Source organism: Flavobacterium sp. (assembly GCF_047602195.1).
Lineage (GTDB): Bacteria > Bacteroidota > Bacteroidia > Flavobacteriales > Flavobacteriaceae > Flavobacterium.
Genome location: NZ_JASGHW010000004.1, coordinates 45,392 through 65,160 on the forward strand (window position 1 = coordinate 45,392; position 19,769 = coordinate 65,160).

19 protein-coding genes are annotated in these 19,769 nt (G+C 45.9%); 7 read left to right on the forward strand and 12 right to left on the reverse strand.

From position 1 onward, the window contains the following. Positions 1 to 109 precede the first annotated feature (109 nt). From QM717_RS06630 to pyk, 5 genes are all read left to right on the forward strand, one after another. Complete coding sequence (locus QM717_RS06630; protein WP_007137004.1) at positions 110 to 346, forward strand: acyl carrier protein; 237 nt, start codon at positions 110 to 112, stop codon at positions 344 to 346. Positions 347 to 527: 181 nt separating this feature from the next. After that, positions 528 to 1,781, forward strand: a complete 1,254-nt coding sequence (fabF, locus tag QM717_RS06635; RefSeq protein ID WP_415036110.1) for a beta-ketoacyl-ACP synthase II — start codon at positions 528 to 530, stop codon at positions 1,779 to 1,781. Between the two features lie 6 nt (positions 1,782 to 1,787). After that, positions 1,788 to 2,537, forward strand: coding sequence for a ribonuclease III (gene rnc / locus QM717_RS06640; protein WP_415036112.1), 750 nt, complete (start codon positions 1,788 to 1,790; stop codon positions 2,535 to 2,537). Positions 2,538 to 2,644: 107 nt separating this feature from the next. Next, the gene (locus tag QM717_RS06645; protein ID WP_415036114.1) at positions 2,645 to 3,133 is read left to right on the forward strand and encodes an IPExxxVDY family protein; all 489 of its coding nucleotides are present in this window, start codon (positions 2,645 to 2,647) and stop codon (positions 3,131 to 3,133) included. Between the two features lie 2 nt (positions 3,134 to 3,135). Then, positions 3,136 to 4,566, forward strand: coding sequence for a pyruvate kinase (gene pyk, locus QM717_RS06650; RefSeq protein ID WP_415036116.1), 1,431 nt, complete (start codon positions 3,136 to 3,138; stop codon positions 4,564 to 4,566). 49 nt (positions 4,567 to 4,615) lie between these two features. Here the strand turns inward: pyk and dinB are convergent, their stop codons facing one another. Both dinB and QM717_RS06660 read right to left on the reverse strand, forming a co-directional pair. Continuing rightward, positions 4,616 to 5,704 (reverse strand): DNA polymerase IV, encoded by a 1,089-nt coding sequence (gene dinB / locus QM717_RS06655; protein ID WP_415036118.1) that lies wholly within the window; start codon positions 5,702 to 5,704, stop codon positions 4,616 to 4,618. 20 nt (positions 5,705 to 5,724) lie between these two features. Continuing rightward, positions 5,725 to 7,794, reverse strand: a complete 2,070-nt coding sequence (locus tag QM717_RS06660) for a site-specific recombinase (protein ID WP_415036120.1) — start codon at positions 7,792 to 7,794, stop codon at positions 5,725 to 5,727. A 70-nt stretch (positions 7,795 to 7,864) separates the two neighbouring features. On the opposite strand from QM717_RS06660, the gene QM717_RS06665 reads away from it, so the two are divergent. Next, positions 7,865 to 8,332 (forward strand): CYTH domain-containing protein, encoded by a 468-nt coding sequence (locus tag QM717_RS06665; RefSeq protein ID WP_415036122.1) that lies wholly within the window; start codon positions 7,865 to 7,867, stop codon positions 8,330 to 8,332. 1 nt (position 8,333) lies between these two features. Next, positions 8,334 to 8,792 (forward strand): hypothetical protein, encoded by a 459-nt coding sequence (locus QM717_RS06670; RefSeq protein ID WP_415036124.1) that lies wholly within the window; start codon positions 8,334 to 8,336, stop codon positions 8,790 to 8,792. On the opposite strand, the gene QM717_RS06675 is transcribed toward QM717_RS06670, so the two are convergent. The 10 genes from QM717_RS06675 to QM717_RS06720 form a co-directional block, all read right to left on the reverse strand. Further along, a complete protein-coding gene (locus tag QM717_RS06675) occupies positions 8,793 to 9,344 on the reverse strand; it encodes a septal ring lytic transglycosylase RlpA family protein (protein WP_415036126.1) in 552 nt (183 codons plus the stop codon). Positions 9,345 to 9,425: 81 nt separating this feature from the next. Beyond that, positions 9,426 to 9,869, reverse strand: coding sequence for a hypothetical protein (locus tag QM717_RS06680; protein ID WP_415036128.1), 444 nt, complete (start codon positions 9,867 to 9,869; stop codon positions 9,426 to 9,428). A gap of 78 nt (positions 9,870 to 9,947) precedes the next feature. Further along, a complete protein-coding gene (gene pgi / locus QM717_RS06685; protein WP_415036130.1) occupies positions 9,948 to 11,588 on the reverse strand; it encodes a glucose-6-phosphate isomerase in 1,641 nt (546 codons plus the stop codon). A gap of 165 nt (positions 11,589 to 11,753) precedes the next feature. Continuing rightward, a complete protein-coding gene (locus QM717_RS06690; RefSeq protein ID WP_415036132.1) occupies positions 11,754 to 12,986 on the reverse strand; it encodes a peptidoglycan DD-metalloendopeptidase family protein in 1,233 nt (410 codons plus the stop codon). Positions 12,987 to 13,006: 20 nt separating this feature from the next. After that, positions 13,007 to 13,939, reverse strand: a complete 933-nt coding sequence (locus tag QM717_RS06695; RefSeq protein ID WP_415036134.1) for a tryptophan 2,3-dioxygenase family protein — start codon at positions 13,937 to 13,939, stop codon at positions 13,007 to 13,009. Further along, positions 13,939 to 14,718, reverse strand: coding sequence for a DUF3108 domain-containing protein (locus tag QM717_RS06700; protein ID WP_415036136.1), 780 nt, complete (start codon positions 14,716 to 14,718; stop codon positions 13,939 to 13,941). The genes QM717_RS06695 and QM717_RS06700 overlap by 1 nt, the downstream gene beginning before the upstream one ends. Before the next feature lie 292 nt (positions 14,719 to 15,010). Beyond that, positions 15,011 to 16,174, reverse strand: coding sequence for a 4-hydroxyphenylpyruvate dioxygenase (hppD, locus tag QM717_RS06705; RefSeq protein WP_415036138.1), 1,164 nt, complete (start codon positions 16,172 to 16,174; stop codon positions 15,011 to 15,013). A 26-nt stretch (positions 16,175 to 16,200) separates the two neighbouring features. Beyond that, positions 16,201 to 16,578, reverse strand: a complete 378-nt coding sequence (locus QM717_RS06710; protein ID WP_415036140.1) for a four helix bundle protein — start codon at positions 16,576 to 16,578, stop codon at positions 16,201 to 16,203. A gap of 74 nt (positions 16,579 to 16,652) precedes the next feature. Next, complete coding sequence (locus QM717_RS06715; protein WP_415036142.1) at positions 16,653 to 17,810, reverse strand: homogentisate 1,2-dioxygenase; 1,158 nt, start codon at positions 17,808 to 17,810, stop codon at positions 16,653 to 16,655. 268 nt (positions 17,811 to 18,078) lie between these two features. Continuing rightward, positions 18,079 to 19,716, reverse strand: coding sequence for an amino acid permease (locus QM717_RS06720; RefSeq protein WP_415036144.1), 1,638 nt, complete (start codon positions 19,714 to 19,716; stop codon positions 18,079 to 18,081). Positions 19,717 to 19,769 lie beyond the last annotated feature (53 nt).

Genomic DNA, 19,769 nt, shown 5'->3' on the forward strand with positions numbered 1-19,769 from the left:
CTGAAATTATTTTCATAATTTAGTGGTCACATTTATTTAACAGAAAAACATGGTATTCAAATAAAGTTTTTTATTTTTGCCAACAATTTAAATTTTAAAATTAGAGATTATGTCAGACATTGCATCAAGAGTTAAAGCGATTATCGTAGACAAATTAGGCGTTGACGAAAACGAAGTTGTAACCGAAGCAAGCTTCACCAACGATTTAGGAGCTGATTCATTAGACACTGTTGAGCTTATCATGGAGTTTGAAAAAGAATTTGACATCCAGATTCCGGACGACCAAGCTGAAAACATTGCTACTGTAGGCCAAGCGATTTCTTACATCGAGGAAGCAAAAAAATAATAAATAATACCACACCCGTTTGCCAATAGTCAGCGGGTGTTATTATTTTTTGGAATGAAAAACTGATTGGCTCACAATCAACAAGATATCAATAATATGTAATACCTGTGTCTTTTTTATGATTAACATAGAAGAAAACATGGGTATTATTTGTTTACACTAAAACTAAAAACAAACGCGTATGGAATTAAGACGGGTTGTTGTAACAGGTCTTGGCGCTCTTACCCCAATTGGAAATAACATCCAGGAGTATTGGGATTCGCTGATTAACGGCAGAAGCGGCGCCGCACCCATTACTTATTACGATACGGAAAAACACAAAACAAAATTTGCCTGTGAAGTCAAGAACTTCAACGTGGAAGATTACATGGACCGCAAGGAATCGCGCCGATTGGACAAATTCGCGCAATACGCCATCGCCGCCAGTGACGAAGCCATCAAGGATGCCGGGCTTACCGCAGACAACGTCGATAAATATCGTGTGGGCGTTATCTGGGGCGCCGGAATCGGTGGACTAGAAACCTTCCAGGAAGAAGTTTTGTATTATGGCAAAGGCGACGGAACCCCAAAATTCAATCCGTTCTTTATCCCGAAAATGATTGCCGATATCGCCCCGGCGCACATCTCGATGCGCAACGGCTATATGGGCCCGAATTATACCACGGTTTCTGCTTGTGCTTCTTCGGCCAATGCCTTGATCGATGCGTTCAACTACATCCGTTTGGGGATGTGTGATGTCATCATTTCTGGTGGTTCCGAAGCGGCGATCACCATTGCCGGTATGGGCGGATTCAACTCGATGCACGCTTTATCCACCAGAAACGAATCGCCTGAAACGGCTTCGCGTCCGTTCGATGCGACCCGCGACGGATTTGTACTTGGTGAAGGCGCAGGTGCTTTGGTACTCGAAGATTACGAGCACGCCAAGAAACGCGGTGCGAAAATTTACTGCGAAATCGGCGGCGGCGGAATGTCTTCGGATGCCTACCACTTGACCGCTCCGCATCCGGACGGAATCGGGGTGATTGCGGTGATGACCAACACGCTCAACGATGCCAAGATGAAACCGGAGCAGGTAGATCACATCAACACGCACGGAACCTCTACGCCTTTGGGCGACGTAGCCGAACTCAAGGCAATTTCAGCGGTGTTTGGCGAGCATGCCAAAACCTTGAACATCAACTCGACCAAATCGATGACCGGACACTTGCTCGGTGCCGCTGGTGCGATTGAAGCGATTGCCTCTATTTTGGCGATGGAGCACGGAATCGTCCCACCAACCATCAACCATGAAGTGGTGGATGAAAACATCGATCCGTCCTTGAACCTGACTTTGAACAAGGCGCAAAAACGCGACATCAAAGTGGCCATGAGCAACACTTTTGGTTTCGGCGGACACAATGCCTGCGTATTATTTAAAAAACTAGATGTATAATTACCAATGCGTTTCATCAAAAAAATATTTGCCAAATCATCCCGTTCGCAAGAGGACGGGATTTTTTTTAGCGATATGGAGAAAATCCTCGGTTTTCGCCCGGTGACGATCGGTTTTTACGAAAAAGCATTTACGCACCGCTCCTCGAACAAGGTCGACGACCAGGGCAATCCGATCAATTATGAACGCCTGGAATTCCTCGGCGATGCGATGCTGAGTTCGGTGATTGCCGCCTATCTGTTCAACGAAGCCCCGATGGGCAACGAAGGCTACCTGACCAAAATGCGTTCGAAAATCGTGAGCCGCGAACATTTGAATGAACTCGGCCGCGACCTCGATTTGATCCGGTTCATCGAAAGCAAGGTGCCGACTTCGCATTTCGGCGAGAACATCCACGGCAATGTATTCGAGGCTTTGATTGGTGCGATTTACCTCGACCAGGGCTACAATGCGTGCGAAAAATTCATCCAAAGCCGCGTCATTACGCCTTATGTCAATATTTCCAAGCTCGAAGGCAAGGTCATCAGTTACAAAAGCTTGCTGATTGAATGGTGCCAAAAGGAAAAGAAATCCTTCCATTACGATGTGTTTGAGGACAACGCCATCACGGGCGAACGGCTTTTTGGCGTCAAACTCAGCCTCGATGGCAAAGTCGTGGCCAAGGCGCGCGCCTCGTCCAAAAAGAAAGCCGAAGAAAAAGCTTCCCAACGTGCCTATTTTGCATTTCAGCAAAAAATTGACAATAAATCTTTGTAATTTCTTAAAACTATAACGTTTTCGTTATTAAATTATCAGCACACCGCATACTTTTCGCGCTGGTTTTCGGTTATAAATCTTATCTTTACGGCTTATTAATGTTGAACATGGCAGTCCTCAAATTGCATCTTGACGAATTCGATGAAGTAGATTATGACCTTATTGCGATTCATTCTTCTTTGGAGGATTACCGATTGGCCTATTTCATCAACCAAAAACTCGCCATCACTTTGGGCAAAAATAAGGAGGAAGTGGGCGTCACAATCAAGGAAGGCGAAGCGCTGTTTTCCAAATTCACTTTCGATGACCAGCACAACGACATCCTCTGGAGCCTGATTCCGAATAAAAACGAAGTCATCATCACCAAAAAAAGCACCGGACAAAACCTGTTTCTCGATACGACCGTCGAAATCGCAACCAAAGTATACCTGTTGCCCGAACTCAAAAAAGTCGATTATTTCCTCAAAATCGAGAACAACAACAATACCTTAAACCTTGACGAAATCATGCGCGCCATCAAATCCATCAACCGGATTTCGACCGTTTATGCCGTGGTTCCCGAAAACATAAAATCAAAGAACAATTTAATTTTTTAGCAATGCCAACAAACAAAAAGACCAAAATTGTAGCCACACTCGGACCAGCCTGCAGCACGCGGGAAGTCCTCAAAGATATGATTGATGCGGGCGTGAACGTGTTCCGCGTCAATTTCTCGCATGCCGATTATGCCGATGTCAAACAGAAAATCGACCTGATCCGCGCCCTCAACGAAGAATTTGGATACACTACCGGAATCTTGGCCGACTTGCAAGGCCCGAAACTGCGCGTGGGCGTGATGAAAGAAGATGTAGTCGTACACAACGGCGACCTGATTACGTTCCAAACTGCCGAAGATGTTCCGGGAACCGCCGACCGCGTCTACATGAACTACAAGGAATTCCCGAAAGATGTCAATCCGGGTGAACGCATTTTGCTCGACGACGGAAAACTCATCTTTGAAGCCGTAGAAACCGACGGGAAAGCCAATGTGGTTTGTCGCGTCGTACAAGGCGGCCCGCTCAAATCGAAAAAAGGCGTGAATTTGCCCAATACCAAAGTGTCGCTTCCGGCCCTGACACCAAAGGATGTCAAGGATGCCTTGTTCGCCATCGAGGAAAAAGTCGATTGGATTGCGTTGTCTTTTGTTCGTACGCCCAAAGATTTGGAAGAATTGCAGGATTTGATCGCGAAAAATTCGGACCATAAAATTCCGATCGTGGCCAAAATCGAAAAACCCGAAGCGATTGAAAATATTGACAAGATTGTTGCCTTTTGCGACGGTTTGATGGTTGCCCGCGGCGATTTGGGTGTCGAAGTTCCGGCGCATGAAGTGCCATTGATCCAAAAGAAACTTGTCAACCGTGCCAAAACTGCAAGAATTCCGGTAATTATCGCCACGCAAATGATGGAAACGATGATTACTTCGCTCACACCGACCCGGGCCGAAGTCAATGACGTGGCGAACTCGGTCATGGACGGCGCCGATGCGGTGATGCTTTCGGGCGAAACCTCTGTTGGAAATTACCCGGTTCAGGTCATCGAAAAAATGACCCAGATCATTGAAGCCGTTGAAGATTCACCGCTGATTCAGGTGCCGCAAAATACACCACAGGTCAGAACCAAGCGTTTCATCACCAAATCGATCTGCCACCACGCAGCGATGATGGCCAACGTCATCAAGGCCAAGGCAATTTGTACGCTGACCAATTCGGGTTACACCGCTTTCCAAATTTCGGCCTGGCGACCGCAATCGCACATCTTGGTATTTACCTCGAACAAACGCATCCTGACGCAATTGAACCTGCTCTGGGGCGTCAAATCGTTCTACTACGACAAATTTGTCAGTACCGACGACACGGTGACCGACATCAACGATATCGCACGCGAAAAAGGTTTTGTAGAAAAAGGCGACTTCCTGATCAACCTCGCCGCAATGCCCGTGACCGACAAAGGAATGGTGAACACGCTGCGTGTTTCTGAAATGGAGTAAAAATTTATTATAGATTTTGTAGAATCCCGGCTTACAGTCGGGATTTTTTTTAGAAGTCGAATTTCAATTGCACCGCAATCGGTGTCTTGCGCTCCTCATTGTTCAAGTTGTTCAATGAAATCCCCAACAAACGCACCGATTCTTTCATCTTCTCCTGGTACAGCAGCTCTTTTGCGGCATCAAAGAGCAACGATTTGTCCGAAATGAAGTAAGGCAACGTCTTGCTACGCGTTTGCAGGCTAAAATCGCTGTATTTGATTTTGAGCGTTACGGTTTTGCCCGCGATGTTGTATCGTTTGAGCCGGTTTTCTAATTCGGCGGCAATCATTTCGAGTTTTTCGAGCATGAAAATTTCCGAGGTCAGGTTTTCGCGAAACGTATGCTCGGTCGCCACCGATTTGGCCGTGCGTTCGGGTTTGACTTCGCTGTTGTGGATGCCGCGCACGATGTAATAATAATACGTCCCCGATTTGCCAAAGTGTTTTTCGAGAAATTCAAGCGATTTGCTTTTCAAGTCCAAACCCGTAAAAATGCCGAGCTGGTACATTTTTTCGGTCGTAACCTTACCGACACCGTAAAATTTCTTGATCGGCAATTGCTCCAAAAAAACAATGACTTCGTCGGGATTGACCGTTTTCTGTCCATTGGGTTTATGGTAATCGGAAGCAACCTTGGCAATGAATTTATTGATTGAGATTCCAGCCGAGGCCGTCAGCCCGACTTCCTCAAAAATGCGTTTGCGGATTTCCTGCGCAATCAAGGTCGCGCTTGGGTTTCCTTTTTTATTTTCGGTCACATCGAGATACGCCTCATCAAGCGACAACGGTTCGACCAGATCGGTATAATCGAGGAATATCTTGCGGATTTTATTGGAAATCTCTTTGTAGCGATCAAATCTCGGTCGTACGAAAATCAAATCGGGACAATACTTCTTGGCCAACACACCGCTCAACGCACTGCGCACGCCAAATTTCCTCGCCTCATAACTCGCCGCCGAAACCACGCCACGCGTACCACCGCCACCCACGGCAATCGGTTTGCCGCGCAGTTCGGGATGGTCCATCTGTTCGACCGAAGCATAAAACGCATCCATGTCGACATGGATGATTTTGCGGTTTTTGATCGGTGCTTCTTCCATGGCTTAAAATTATAAAAGACTCAATCGTGGCGCAAGTAATTTTGTTCGGTGGCGGTTGTGCGTTGGCGTTCGGTCGGAAAAAAGAAACTCATCGGCTTGGTTTTGAAATGCTGCCAAATCGAGGCGATGACGAGTCCCAATTCCGACAAGGCCATGTCGCGCGAGCGGAATGCCAGCCCCAACGACAAACTGAAACTGACGATAAAATTGACAAACCCAATCACACCGATACCGAAAATCCCCCACAACAACAGCGCATTCGACACCTGCCATCCCGAACCGAAAAGTCCCAATGCCAAGTTGCCGCTGGCAAATGTAATGTGCCGTACATCGAGGTTCAATCCGAGGAATAATCCAATCGGGACCGTACTTCCCATAAAAACACCAAACCAAAAATTCGAAGTAATGCCCGCCCAGCGTTTTTCATACCATTTCGCGATGCGCTTGGTTTTGGTACGACCGAAAGTCCGTTTGAGGATCGGGTGTTCCTGTATGCGGTAATAAACCTGGTTGTGCTTGTCTCGGTTGGCGATGCTTCCCGAAATAATCCCCGAAAGGAACAGGTAAATTCCGGCGATGGCGGCATGCAATATGGCCAGCGAATGAATCGGGCTCAAATCTGAAATCAGGGTTGGCCATTTTACCGCGGCGATGTTGTATCCGAAAGTTTGCTGGATGACCCAAATTCCCAATAGCGATACCGGGAATGCCATCAATACGTTGCCCACGAAGGCGATGAATTGCGAACGAAACACCCGCGCAAATAAAATCGCAAAAGCATTGTATTTTTCGCCTTCCTTTCCTTGCTTTTTGGCCCCGTCTTCGAGCGCACGCACCAATGCCGAGGCCGTCATCGCCGGTTGTTTGGTCGCCAATGTAAAACCGCACAGGTAAATGGCGATGAAACCGATTGCATAATTCATGCTGTAGAGGAACGCATGCCCAAAGAAACTGGTGTCGGCCTTGGCCAGTAGTATTTTAATGATGCACAAAATGCCCACGATAAAACCGCCGCCCAAGGCCGCGCGCAGCATCTTGAAATATTCCGACCGGCTTTCGGTGATGTAATGCTCGCCCGTTTTGGCCGTGTGCTGCGTGATTTCGTACGAGAGCAATTGGGTACTCTCGGCAATGAAACGCCTGACATTGTTCTTGTAGCAATTGTAGCGAATGAGCAGCAAAGCCAATCGGATTGTGTGCTGTTTCTTGTCGTTTGGCGTCTCGGCCGTGAGCAAAGGCATCAAAACCTTGAGCCGCTGCAACTGCTGACGGATGCGCAACAGGTTTTGGTTGACACGCAACGAAATGCCATATTTGGCGCTATTGGCAAAAGCCTTCTCGACAAATTCCTCACACTGCGTATGCAATACCTGCAATTGTCGGTAGGACAAATCCGTTGGGTCGAGCGCATGGTTTTCCGAATTTCGGATGCGCTCCTCGATTTGCAGCAATTCGACTTCGAACGCCGAAAACGGGCTCTCAAAACCCTCAAATTCGGGCACCATCTTGATGACATCGTTTTCCATCGCGCGGCCGCTGATGCGCTGGATGACATAATCCATGGCGATCATCATTTCGGACAAGGGCGATTCGGGTTCGGCCGTTTCGTAGATGGTTTCCAATTGCAGTACCTCAAACAAGGCCAGCAGTTGGCCGGCGGGTATTTTCTGGATCCAATCGATGTCCGTGGCCAGGTAAAAAACCTGGTTCAGCACAAAATCGAGCCGGTCTTTTTGGGGTTGATACGGCAGGAATTTGGCCGAAATCCGTTTGCGCAGTTCGAACAGGAAATCGACATCCTGCAAAATCGCAGCATCCGACAAGAATTTGCTGAAGCGTTTGCCCTGCAATACCGCCCGAAGATCAATCGATACTGTTCGTGCACAATCGGGATTGGATTGCAGAAACAGAAGCAATTCGGAAAGATCGACTGCCGCCGTTTTCTTGGGTTTTCGCGGCCGGATGGTGCGCACCCATTCGACCAACCAATCGATATCAGCGTCCCGTTTTGGGTCAACCGATAGCGATCCGCAGTGGGCTTCCAGGAATTGTACGGCGGTCAGTTTTTTGGAAACGGGTTTCGATTTCATCCGCAAGGGGTTTATCGTAAAAATACAAATTGGCGACTGTAAATTCCTTAACTTAGTCATAAAAACACCCATGGTCGAAATCGAAAGAAAATTTTTGGTGGTTTCCGATGCGTTCAAAAAGCAGGCATTTGCCAAAAACCACATCGCGCAGGGTTACCTGAATTCGCACCCCGAACGCACGGTGCGTATCCGGATCAAGGGTGAAAGTGGTTTTTTGACCGTCAAGGGCAAAGGCAACGAAAGCGGCACGACACGGCTTGAATGGGAAACCGAACTCTCGCTCATGGAAGCCAAGCCTTTGTTGGCGATTTGCGAACCGGGAACGATCGATAAAATGCGATATGAGGTCAAATTGGGCAAACACGTTTTCGAAGTGGACGAGTTTTTTGGCGAAAATGACGGTTTGGTTATCGCCGAAATCGAGCTCAAGGACGAAAATGAATTTTTCGAAAAACCCGATTGGCTCGGACAAGAAGTCACCAATGACGAACGTTATTACAATGCTTATTTGAGCAAAAAACCTTTTAAATCCTGGTAAGATGAAACCAAAATTTATTGCAATTCTACTATTGGCCGTCCTTTTTTCGTGTGACAAAAGCACTGTTTTTAAAGCATTCGATTCCAGTTTTGCCGAAAACCGTTGGCAACGTACCGATGTGAAAACCTATGATGTAGTCATTGAAAAAGAAGGCGTTTACAATTTGGAAATTGATTTCAGTTATGTTGCCGGAATGCAATTCGCCGAAATTCCGATTTATTTCCAATTCATCAACCCCGCAGGAGCAATCGAAACCAAAGACATCATCCTCCAGACCAAGGACGACAAAGGGGGCGACGTAGGCGATTGTGCGGGCGATTACTGCGACATGACACATGAAGTTTTCCGATCCAAAACACTCCAACCCGGTGCATACAAAGTCAGGCTGACCAATGCGTTCAACCATGATTATTTGCCAAATGTGATTGGGATTGGAATCCGTTTGTCTAAAGCCGAATAATCAGCGTTTGACTTCTTCCTCGATCGTCACTTCCATCGAACCCGAGTTCTTGTTGTCGGCGATTTCCATGAAGGCTTTGCGCGTGAGGTCGATTTCGCGGCCCCTAGAGAATGGCCCCCTGTCGGTTACTTCAACGATGACAAATTTTCCGTTTTTCTCATTGGTGATCCGAAGTTTGGTCCCAAATGGAAATTTCCGGTGTGCGGCAGTGTAATTGTTGTTGCTGAATTTTTGTCCGCTCGAGGTGCGTTTCCCGTTGAATTTATTGTGGTAATACGAGGCGTGTGCAGATTTCTTGAACGGTTTGAACTTGAGCGTTACATTGGTCAAAGTGTCGATCAATGCGGGTTCCGACTTCATGCTCAGATTTTTTAGCGTATCTTGTTTGGGTTGGGTTGGGACAAGATTTTTTTCGTTGACCGATTTTTGCGAAGGATTTTTATCCGTGGTTTGTTTTGGTACTGGATTTTTTTCGGCGACCGTTTTCTGTGCCAAACCTTTCGTTGCAAAAGCCAATACCAATAGCAGGAGTAAGATTTTTTTACATTTCATATTCCGGATTTTAATTCGGCGCGGTTAAACAAATACTGTTCCCAAAAACAGGAAACCCTTATCGATAGTCGGTTTTTAAGCTTAAGAAAGCCAATTCCCCCATGGTATCCTGCTCAGTAACAGCACCAAACCGATGAGATAGAAAATGGAAATGGATTTGAATTTGGCCGCTGACGTTTCTGCCTTTTTGTGTTTGGACCATCCGATGGTGATGACCACAATGGCGATGATGTTGATGATTGGGTGTTCGATGACCGTGAGTCGCAAAGCTGCATTTTTCATGACTTCTCCCATCCCCAAAGCGCCGATGTTGCTGTAACCCAATGGCGAAACAAAGTACAAAATCAATCCCACCAACAACTGGATGTGCGCGCCGATTAAACCAAACAATCCTATTTTTCGATCCTTGGCCGTAAACTCTTTATGCGAGGAAGATCCGATAAGCGAATTGACAATGGCGACGACTAAAAGCAAAAGCGCCAAATACGCCCAGCCCGAATGGAATTGTTGGATAAAATTGTACATGTTTATGGGTTTATTTCTAACAAATATAACGAAAAAAACCTCAAATAATTTGAGGTTTTTATATAGAATGGGTTCAAATTACTTGTTTTTCAGGTAGTGCTTGAGCAAGAAAGTCGTAGAACTGTCGTGGCTTTTGACTGTATTGGCATTGATTTCATCCAAAATGGAATTGGCCAATTGTTTGCCGAGTTCGACACCCCATTGGTCATAGCTGAAAATATTCCAGATGACCCCTTGCACAAAGATTTTGTGTTCGTACATCGCAACCAAGGCACCCAGCGTCTTCGGGCTCAGCTTTTGAACCAATACGGTATTGGTCGGTTTGTTTCCAGGAAATACTTTAAACGGAAGCAGGAATTCTGCGTCACCGGTCGAAAAATTGATTTTGGAGAATTCCGTCATTGCCTGGGTTTCGGTTTTACCGTTGAGCAAAGCCTCGGTCTGTGCAAAGAAATTCGACATCAGTTTGTCGTGGTGGTCGAAATCACCATAGAGCGGTTTGACAAATCCGATAAAATCGGTCGGGATCAATTTGGTTCCCTGGTGAATGAGTTGGAAGAACGCGTGTTGCGAGTTCGTCCCCGGTTCACCCCAAATGATGGTTCCGGTTTGGTAATTCACCAAATTTCCATCGCGCCCGACACTTTTCCCATTGCTTTCCATAATCCCTTGCTGCAAATAAGGCGCAAGCTTCTGCAAATATTGTGTATACGGAATCAGCGCTTCGCTCTCGGCCCCGAAAAAGTTGTTGTACCAGATGCTCAGCAAAGCCAAGACGACAGGGATATTTTCATTAAAATCGGCGGTTTGGAAATGCCCGTCCATTTCATTGGCCCCCTGCAACAATTGATCGAAGTTATCAAATCCAACAGCCAATGCGATTGACAAACCAACGGCACTCCACAACGAAAAACGGCCGCCGACCCAATCCCACATCGGGAAAATGTTATCCGCATCGATGCCAAATTCGGTTACTTTTTGGATATTGGTCGAAACCGCCACAAAATGTTTGGCGACATCCTGCTGCGTCGCCGATTGCAAAAACCAGCTCCTGATGGTTTGGGCATTGCTCAAGGTTTCCTGTGTCGTAAAGGTTTTGGAAGCCACCACAAACAAAGTCGTTTCGGGATCGAGTTTCTTGATGATTTCGTTGACATGGTCGCCGTCGACGTTCGAAACAAAATGGACCTTCAGGTGGTTTTTGTAGAATTGCAGTGCCTCAACCACCATCGCCGGGCCCAAATCTGATCCGCCGATGCCGATATTGACCACATCGGTGAATGGTTTTGCGGTAAAACCTTTGCGCTCGCCATTGATGACTTCGGAAGTGAACGCCTTGATTTTATTTTTGACCGCAAAAATCTCGGGCATTACATTTTTTCCGTCCACGCTGATATTGGCCGATTCCGGTGCGCGCAAAGCGGTATGCAAAACCGCACGCTTTTCAGTCGCATTGATGGCATCTCCCGAAAAATATTTGGCGATTGCATCTTTGAGATGGGTTTCGTTGGCCAATTCCAAAAGCAATTGCAGCGTTTCGCGATTGATGATATTTTTGGAATAATCGATCAGAAAATCATTCCATTGCAGGTGGAAATTTTGTGCGCGGTCGGCGTCTTGTTCGAAAAGCGTCTTCATATGGACGCTTTTCATCGTATCGTAATGCTGCTGGAGTTTTTGCCAGGCGGCAGTCGTTGTCGGATTGGTGTTTTGTAACATACAGAATCGTTGATTCGGTTCATTCGACCGAAAAATTACGCTGCAAATTTAACAATAATGTTGTTACCGAGCCGTTAAGTTTGGCCATCAACAATTGCAAATGCACAAAGAGTTTTCAACGAAATCGTTGTAATTGTGGCAAAAACGACGGTTTGAAATCCGAATTTATTCTTTAAACTTCAAGCCCGCAATGCTGTCGAGTTGTTTTTTGAGCGGCTGCATTTGTGCCATGAAGCGCGGCAATTCGCGCTTGTCCATCGGTTCGGCATTCGGCAATTTGAGGCGAAGCGCATCGACCTGGACACCATTCTTCCAAAAACGGTAACACACGTGCGGCCCCGTCGCCAATCCGGTGCTTCCGACCCGCCCAATGACGTCGCCCTGCGTGACGCGTTGGCCGCGGCGCACAAGGATTTTGGACATGTGCAAATATTGGGTCGAATAAGTGCGGTCGTGTTTGACCTTGACGAAATTTCCATTACCGGCCGTATAACCCGTTTGTTCGACCACGCCCGAAGCCGTCGTCATGATTGGCGTTCCTGTCGGGGCGGCATAATCGGTGCCTTTGTGCGCCTTCCAGATTCCTTGTACCGGATGCAGGCGGCTCGCGGCAAAACGCGAGGTGATGTTGACGTATTTGAGCGGCGCCTTGAGGAAGAAACTCTTGAGCGCTTTTCCTTGTTCGTCGAAATAAGCCAGTTTGCCCGAACCTTTGTTTTTCTCAAACGGGAAGGCATAGATTTTTTTGTCCTTGTATTCAAAAAAGGCCGCTTTCAGGCTATCGACTCCGTCGTAGATCGTATCGTCGATGTATCTTTCGGTAAACGTAATCGCAAATTTGTCACCCTTCTTGAGTTTGAAGAAGTCAATCGACCAGGCATAAACCTTGGTGATTTGCGACACCAGCGCAATGTCGACTTTTTCTTTTTGCAACGCTTCGGAAAGCGAACCGTCGAGGCTTCCGGCAATGGTTCGTTCCTTGATCAGCATCGGACGTATTTTTTTGTAGGCCGAAATCGTGTCGCGCAAATCGACCACATAGTAACTTTGGCGGTCTGGCTGGTAGATAAATGCCTTGAGTTTGGCAAAGCGTCCTTTGTCGCGCAACAACGTAAACGGTTTTCCGGTCCGGATGCTACGTACATCAAACCCATCGTCCTTGATTTGTTCGACAATGTCGTAAACGCGCAACGTATCGAGGTTTTGGCCCTCGAGAATACTGCCGAAAGTGTCGCCGCTTCGGATCGTATCGTGCACCACACTGAAATCATTGAGGTTGAAGCCGAAATTTTCGACGACCGGTCGCGGCTGGACCACATCGGCGGTAACTTCTTCCTCGGGATCCTTACAGGAAAACAAGCTCAATAAGACAATCAGTATCGGTAGTATTTTCTTCAAGACGCTGCGTTTGGCATTCATTATTTTTCTTCCCCCCAGTTTTTGAGTTCCTCTTCGCTCCACAATTCAGGGAAAAAGATGCGGCGTTGGTATTTGGGATGCATGTATTTCTTCCAGTCGCTGCCGCCGGTGGCTTCGGCGATTCCCTGTCCACTGTCAATGTATTTGCGCGCGGCATTGAGATGGCCCATGACCCAGGTTACGTTTACGGTGTAATCATAATGGCGCATCGCGGCTACCAAATCTGGGTTTTGCTGGTCGGTTTCGGGCAATTGCTTGAATTTTCGCCAAAGGTTGATCGTATTGTAAGCTTCCATTTCACGTAGGAAAAGTGCTTTGTATTTACGCTCGAATTCGGCTAGCAAGAATGATTTTTCGCCTGTTTTATGATCTTTGCCGGCGGCTTGCCAATACAAATGCTCCAGTGCGTGTTCGTAAGGCGTATTGCGGTCGATGGTCGCACGGAAACGGTAATCGATCAGATTAATCAAATCGGTAGAGGCGAATTCGATGATGCGGTATTGTGCGCTTTGGAAACCGCTTGCCGGCGTTAAGGTGTTTCGGAATTTCATGTATTGCGCGACTTCCATGCCGTCGCCCATGATGTCGAACGAAGTCGTGAGCATGTTGAAATAACGGCTGATGCGCGCGAGTCTTTCGGTAAAGAAAGTCGTCTCGGGTTTCTCGGCATGGCAAATCTGGTTGATTTCCCACAGGATCATCTTGAACAACAATTCGTTGACCTGATGGTACATGATGAAAACCATTTCGTCGGGCAAGGTCGTTCGTTGGATTTGGAGGTTGAGCAGCGCGTCGGTCTGGATGTAATCCCAATACGTGATGGGTTTGGCCCAAATAAGCCCTTCGAGATGCGTATCGGTTTTTTGTCCGATGGCGGCAAATTTTTCGTTGAGTTGGTCTAAAATGTTAGCTGTGTTGTCGGTAATGTTCATTATGGTTTTGCTTTTATTTTGAGCGGATATTTCAATCCTTTCACCCCATCGAGATCGGCTTTGAGCGAGCCCACTGCCAAACTGGCCTTGATGCTGACGGGCACCTTGTTGTCATCGTCTGAAATCCAGACGGTTAAACTTTCCTCCTCCTTGAAAACCCTTCCCGATTGCACCAACGGCCTGAAGACCATGCACGGGACGGTGCCAAATTTAGTTTTAATATCTTCGAGCCCGATGAATTTTAACTTAAACTTGGTGATTTCATTGTCGAAAAACATGTCTACGTTGACCGACTCGCCTATTTTCATTCGGTCGATTTCGGGATAATTTCTCAAATAGTAGAAAGTCGATACAATGTCCTGGACATTTTCGGTGACGTTGAAGGTCGATTCGGTTTTGTGCTTGTAATCCTTGACGAGGACTTTGTTGGCATCCTGGTTGAAAAAACCTTCCTGGTTTTTGGTGTAACCGCCTTCGTCGATTCTCCTGACGAATTGGTAGGGCTTGCCGGTTTCCTTGTCGAAATAACTCTCGTAATTGTCATCGACCTTAAAGAAAAACCGCGACATTCCCGTGGTGTATCCTTTGCCGATTGCGTGGTAGACTTTTTTATTGTTTCGGACGGCTTCCTGGACTTCGAGGGTGGCGTATCCCGCGTTGACCAATCCGTAGTGAATGCGAAATTTAAACCATTCGCCCACATCAAATGCCCTTTCTTTTTGGGTGGTACTAAAACCGAAAGTGGTAATAATGAGTGCAAATACAAAGATTTTTTTCATCCTTTTTCAAAGTTTTTTTGGCGCGCATAACAATTTCTATTCCAAAGGTACCAAAACAAAAAAACCCAATCAAATTAATGACCGGGTTTTTATGCTATTAACCAACCAAAAAACTATAAATTATGAAAAATTTACATAAAAATTAAAGGAAACCACTCCTTCTCTTTTTGCACTGCAAAGATAGGTCGAGAATTTGCGATTTTTTAATGAAAAATCGACTTTAACACTACTTATGTGAATTTATCATAAAAACAAGGTCGAAAATTTTTAATAATGTAATTTTTCGGTGATTTTATAATGTACCGCGCAATTCCTGTTCGCGCTCAATTGATTCAAACAACGCCTTGAAGTTTCCGGCACCGAAACCTTTGGCTCCCATTCGCTGAATAATTTCGAAAAACAGCGTCGGGCGATCCTCTACCGGTTTCGTAAAGATCTGTAACAGATAACCTTCCTCGTCGGCATCGATCATGATGCCGAGTTTTTGCAATTCGTTGATGTCTTCCTTGAATTTGCTCATGTGGTCCTTGAGACGGTCGGGAATCGCATCGTAATAGGCTTGTGGCGGCGTAGACAAAAATTCGACGCCACGCGAACGCATATCGGCTACGGTTTTGATGATGTCGTCGGTAGCAACCGCGATATGTTGCACGCCCTCATCTTCATAAAAATCCAAATACTCTTCAATCTGTGAGCGTTTTTTACCATTTGCCGGTTCATTAATCGGAAACTTGATTCTCCCGTTTCCGTTGGACATTACTTTAGACATCAAAGCCGAATATTCCGTGGTAATCTGTTTGTCGTCAAACGAAAGGAAATTGACGAATCCCATCACATCTTCAAACCATTTGACGGCTTCATTCATCCGATTCCAACCCGTATTCCCGACCATGTGGTCAATGTATTTGAGTCCGACCGGCTGCGGATTGTAATCTGATTTCCATTCTCTGTAACCCGGTAAAAAGATTCCGTTGTAATTTTTTCGTTCAACGAAAATAAATACGGTTTCCCCGTAGGCACCATAGATTCCGGCACGAACCACTTCGCCATTTTCATCCTTTTCAACAACAGGTTCAAAATAAGATTTTGCACCGCGTTTGGTGGTTTCTTGATACGCAGATTTTGCGTCTTCCACCCAAAGTGCAATGACCTTAACGCCATCGCCGTGTTTTTTCACGTGTTCCCCGATTGCCGAATTGCTGTTCAACGCAGTAGTCAGAACCAAACGGATTTTATCTTGCTTCAACACATAAGAAGCGCTTTCTTTATTACCGGTTTCCAATCCAGAATAGGCGTAAGATTGAAAGCCAAAGGCTGTTTTGTAGAAATGGGCCGCCTGTTTGGCGTTTCCGACATAAAATTCTACATAATCGGTTCCGAGAAGCGGCAGGAAGTCCTGTGCGCCTTCGAATATTTTTTCGAGTCCGTATTCTACGGATTTAATTTCGTTTGACATAATTAGAAAATTTGGAAATTAGAAAATTAGAAGATGTTCCCCGAATTTTTCAATTTAGTTGTTGCTATAATTTTGTTTAGTATTCTTAATAATTCAGAGACATCAGCCAATAAATGTTTACAATCAGGATAGGATTGATGTGCATTACACAAATTCAACCAATACTCTGTCTCGTCCGCTTCTTTGATGGCAATCTTTAGTTTATGAATAAAATCGGCTTTGCTCTCTGCATTCTGTGCTTCCTTAGAATTTGCCCCTATCGAAGTTCCCGATTTCAACAGTTGATTCGCCAGAACATATTTATGCCTGTCTTGCAAAACTTCTGTGTAATCAATAATTTTCAAAGAGAAATCAAATGATTTTAGAAGCAATACATTGTCTTTGTATTTTTCATTATGAGTCATTTTAATAAGGCGTATAAATTAATTTTGGCTGGTATGTTAATTTTCTAATTGACTCATTTTTGCAAATTGGCTCATTACTCCGCCCAAGACTTGTAATACTGACCATCGTCAAGACCCATCGCTTCTTCGGTCACCATCAAAGGTCTGAACGTATCGACCATGACGGCGAGTTCTTCGGTTTCGGTTTTGCCGATGCTGCGTTCCATCGCGCCTGGAGCCGGTCCGTGCGGAATGCCTTTCGGGTGCAAGGTGATATGGCCGACCTCGATGTTGTTGCGGCTCATGAAATCACCGTCTACATAATACAATACCTCATCGCTGTCGATGTTACTGTGGTTGTAAGGCGCCGGAATCGCTTTCGGGTGGTAATCGTACAAACGCGGGCAGAACGAACACACGACAAAAGTCGAGGTCTCAAAAGTTTGGTGTACCGGAGGCGGTTGGTGCACACGGCCCGTAATCGGTTCGAAGTTGTGGATCGAAAATCCATACGGGAAATTGTAGCCGTCCCAGCCAATCACATCAAACGGATGCGTCGCGTAAACGACCTCGTGGATCATGTTTTCCTTTTTGATCTTGATCAGGAATTCACCTTTTTCGTCGTGCGTTTCGAGTTCGCTTGGCAATTTGAAATCGCGCTCGCAGAACGGCGAATGTTCGAGCAATTGGCCCGAGGCGTTTTTGTAGCGTTTCGGCGTATAGAACGGCGCGTGCGACTCGACGTAAAACAATCGGTTGTCCGAAGTTTCGAAATCAATCTGGTAAATCATTCCACGCGGAATAATCAGGTAATCGCCATATTCAAAAGGAATGTTACCGAGCATCGTACGCAATTTTCCTTTGCCTTTGTGGATGAACAGCATTTCATCGGAATCGGCGTTTTTGTAGAAATAGGAACGCAAGGATTCCTGCGGTGCGGCCAGCCCGATGACGCAATCTGAGTTGACGAGCATGGGTTTGCGGCTGTCGAGGAAATCTGCGGCTGGTTTGAGTTCGAAGCCTTTCAACAGCAGCGCCTTGATGTTTTTGCCGATGGCAATTTTGGGTTCGACCGAATAGGATTTTACAATCTCCTTGACTTGCGTCGGTCGGTGTACATGGTAGGAAAGTGAAGAATGTCCGTGAAATCCTTCGGTCCCGAAAAGCTGCTCGTAGTAATAACCGCCATCGGGTTTTTCGAAGATGGTGTGGCGCTTTTGCGGGAAATTTCCAAGTTTGTGATAGATAGGCATGACTTAATAATTGATAATTAAACAATTGAAACCCGAAGCACAGCCTTACTGCGTGGTGCGCCGCGGAATAAATTGGTAATTACAAAGCATCACTCTGGGTTTCTCTTGATGAGGAATTTAAGATGTGATAATAAATCGGTCCAGAAAGGTTTCATACTTACAAATATCGGAAAAAATTAAAACCTCTGATGTGAAATCACAATAAAAAAATCCCAAATTCCATCGCCTATTTTGGAATTTGGGATTTTAAAATTTTGTTGTTTTCTAATTATCTGATTTTTTTATAACTGTAAGCATAAATCATGGCGTGGATTGCGGCGAACGCCAACGAGAAATAATACAGGAAGTGGTCGTCAATGGTTTCATCCATGTGATGGATTACAGCTACAACAATCAGCGCAACCACCATCCCGAAACCATATGTTGCCACGGTTTTATAATTCGACAAACTAAAAGTCCCGCTATTTTGCACACTGTGTTTCATGCCATAGAACAGATATAAATCGAACCCAATCATCATCCAGACAATCAAACGGATCCAAGTGTCGAGTGGCAGGAATACCATCATAAATAAGCAAACGCCAATGCCTAAAATTGGCACCAACGGCACCAATGGCGTGCGGAAAGCACGTGGCGCATCAGGCATTTTGGAGCGCATAATCATTACGCCGATACACACCAAAATGAACGCAAACAAGGTCCCTATACTGGTCATTTCACCCACGACACGTGCCGGGATAAACGCAGCAAACAAGCTGACCAAAACCATAAACAACATATTATTCTTAGCCGGCGTGCGGAATTTTGGATGAACTTCCGAGAATACTTTCGGCATCAATCCATCTTTACTCATCGAGAAAAATACACGGCTTTGTCCCATCAACATGACCAAAATAACCGAAGCATATCCTCCCAAAATCGCGAGTAAAATAGCGTTATTGAGCCAAGGATATTCCGGGACGATTAAACCAGCAGCATTCGGATGACCCATCGATTCAACAGCTACAGCCACCGGAGCAATACCATCTTTACCGGCAAATGCCTGATAATTTACAACTCCGGTCATCACATGAGCAAACAAAATATACAACAAAGTACAAATTCCAAGTGACAACAAAATACCAATCGGCATGTCACGTTTGGGGTTTTTGGCTTCCTGCGCCGCAGTCGAAACCGCATCGAAACCGATATAAGCAAAGAACACAATGGCCGCTGCCCTGATGATGCCCGAGAATCCAAATTCACCAAAGTTTCCGGTGTTCTCAGGAATATATGGCGAATAATTTTCAGGTCGGATGTATTGCCATCCCACGGCTATAAAAATCAAAACTACCGATACTTTGAGCAATACAATAAGACCATTGACAAAAGCCGACTCCTTGGTGCCGCGCATCAAAATGAGCGACATCAGCATGACAATAAAAACTGCAGGAATATTAATAATTCCGCCTTCAAATGGAGACAACATGAATTCATCCGGGATATGGATGCCGTAATTGCCAAGAAATTTCCCAAGGTAGCGCGACCAACTGATCGAAACCGTAGCCGCACCAACAGCATATTCCAAAACCAAATCCCATCCGATGATCCAAGCCACAAACTCACCCATCGTTGCAAACGAATAGGTATAGGCGCTTCCGGCAACTGGAATCATAGACGAAAATTCTGCATAGCATAATCCGGCAAAAATACAGCCTACGGCGGCTACAAGAAACGAAATAGTGATGGCCGGTCCCGCATTAGTGGCAGCCGCAAGCCCTGTAATGGAAAACAGCCCTGCGCCGATAATAGCGCCCACGCCAAGTGCGACGAGACCAGTTGCCGAAAGGGTTTTCTTTAATCCTTTTTCGGATTCTGAAGCTTCTGCGAGCAACAAATCCAGGGGTTTTCTTCTCCAAATAGACATAATTCCTATTTTAAATTGGTTTTAGCGTCCCAAATATATTGTTTTTTTAGAAA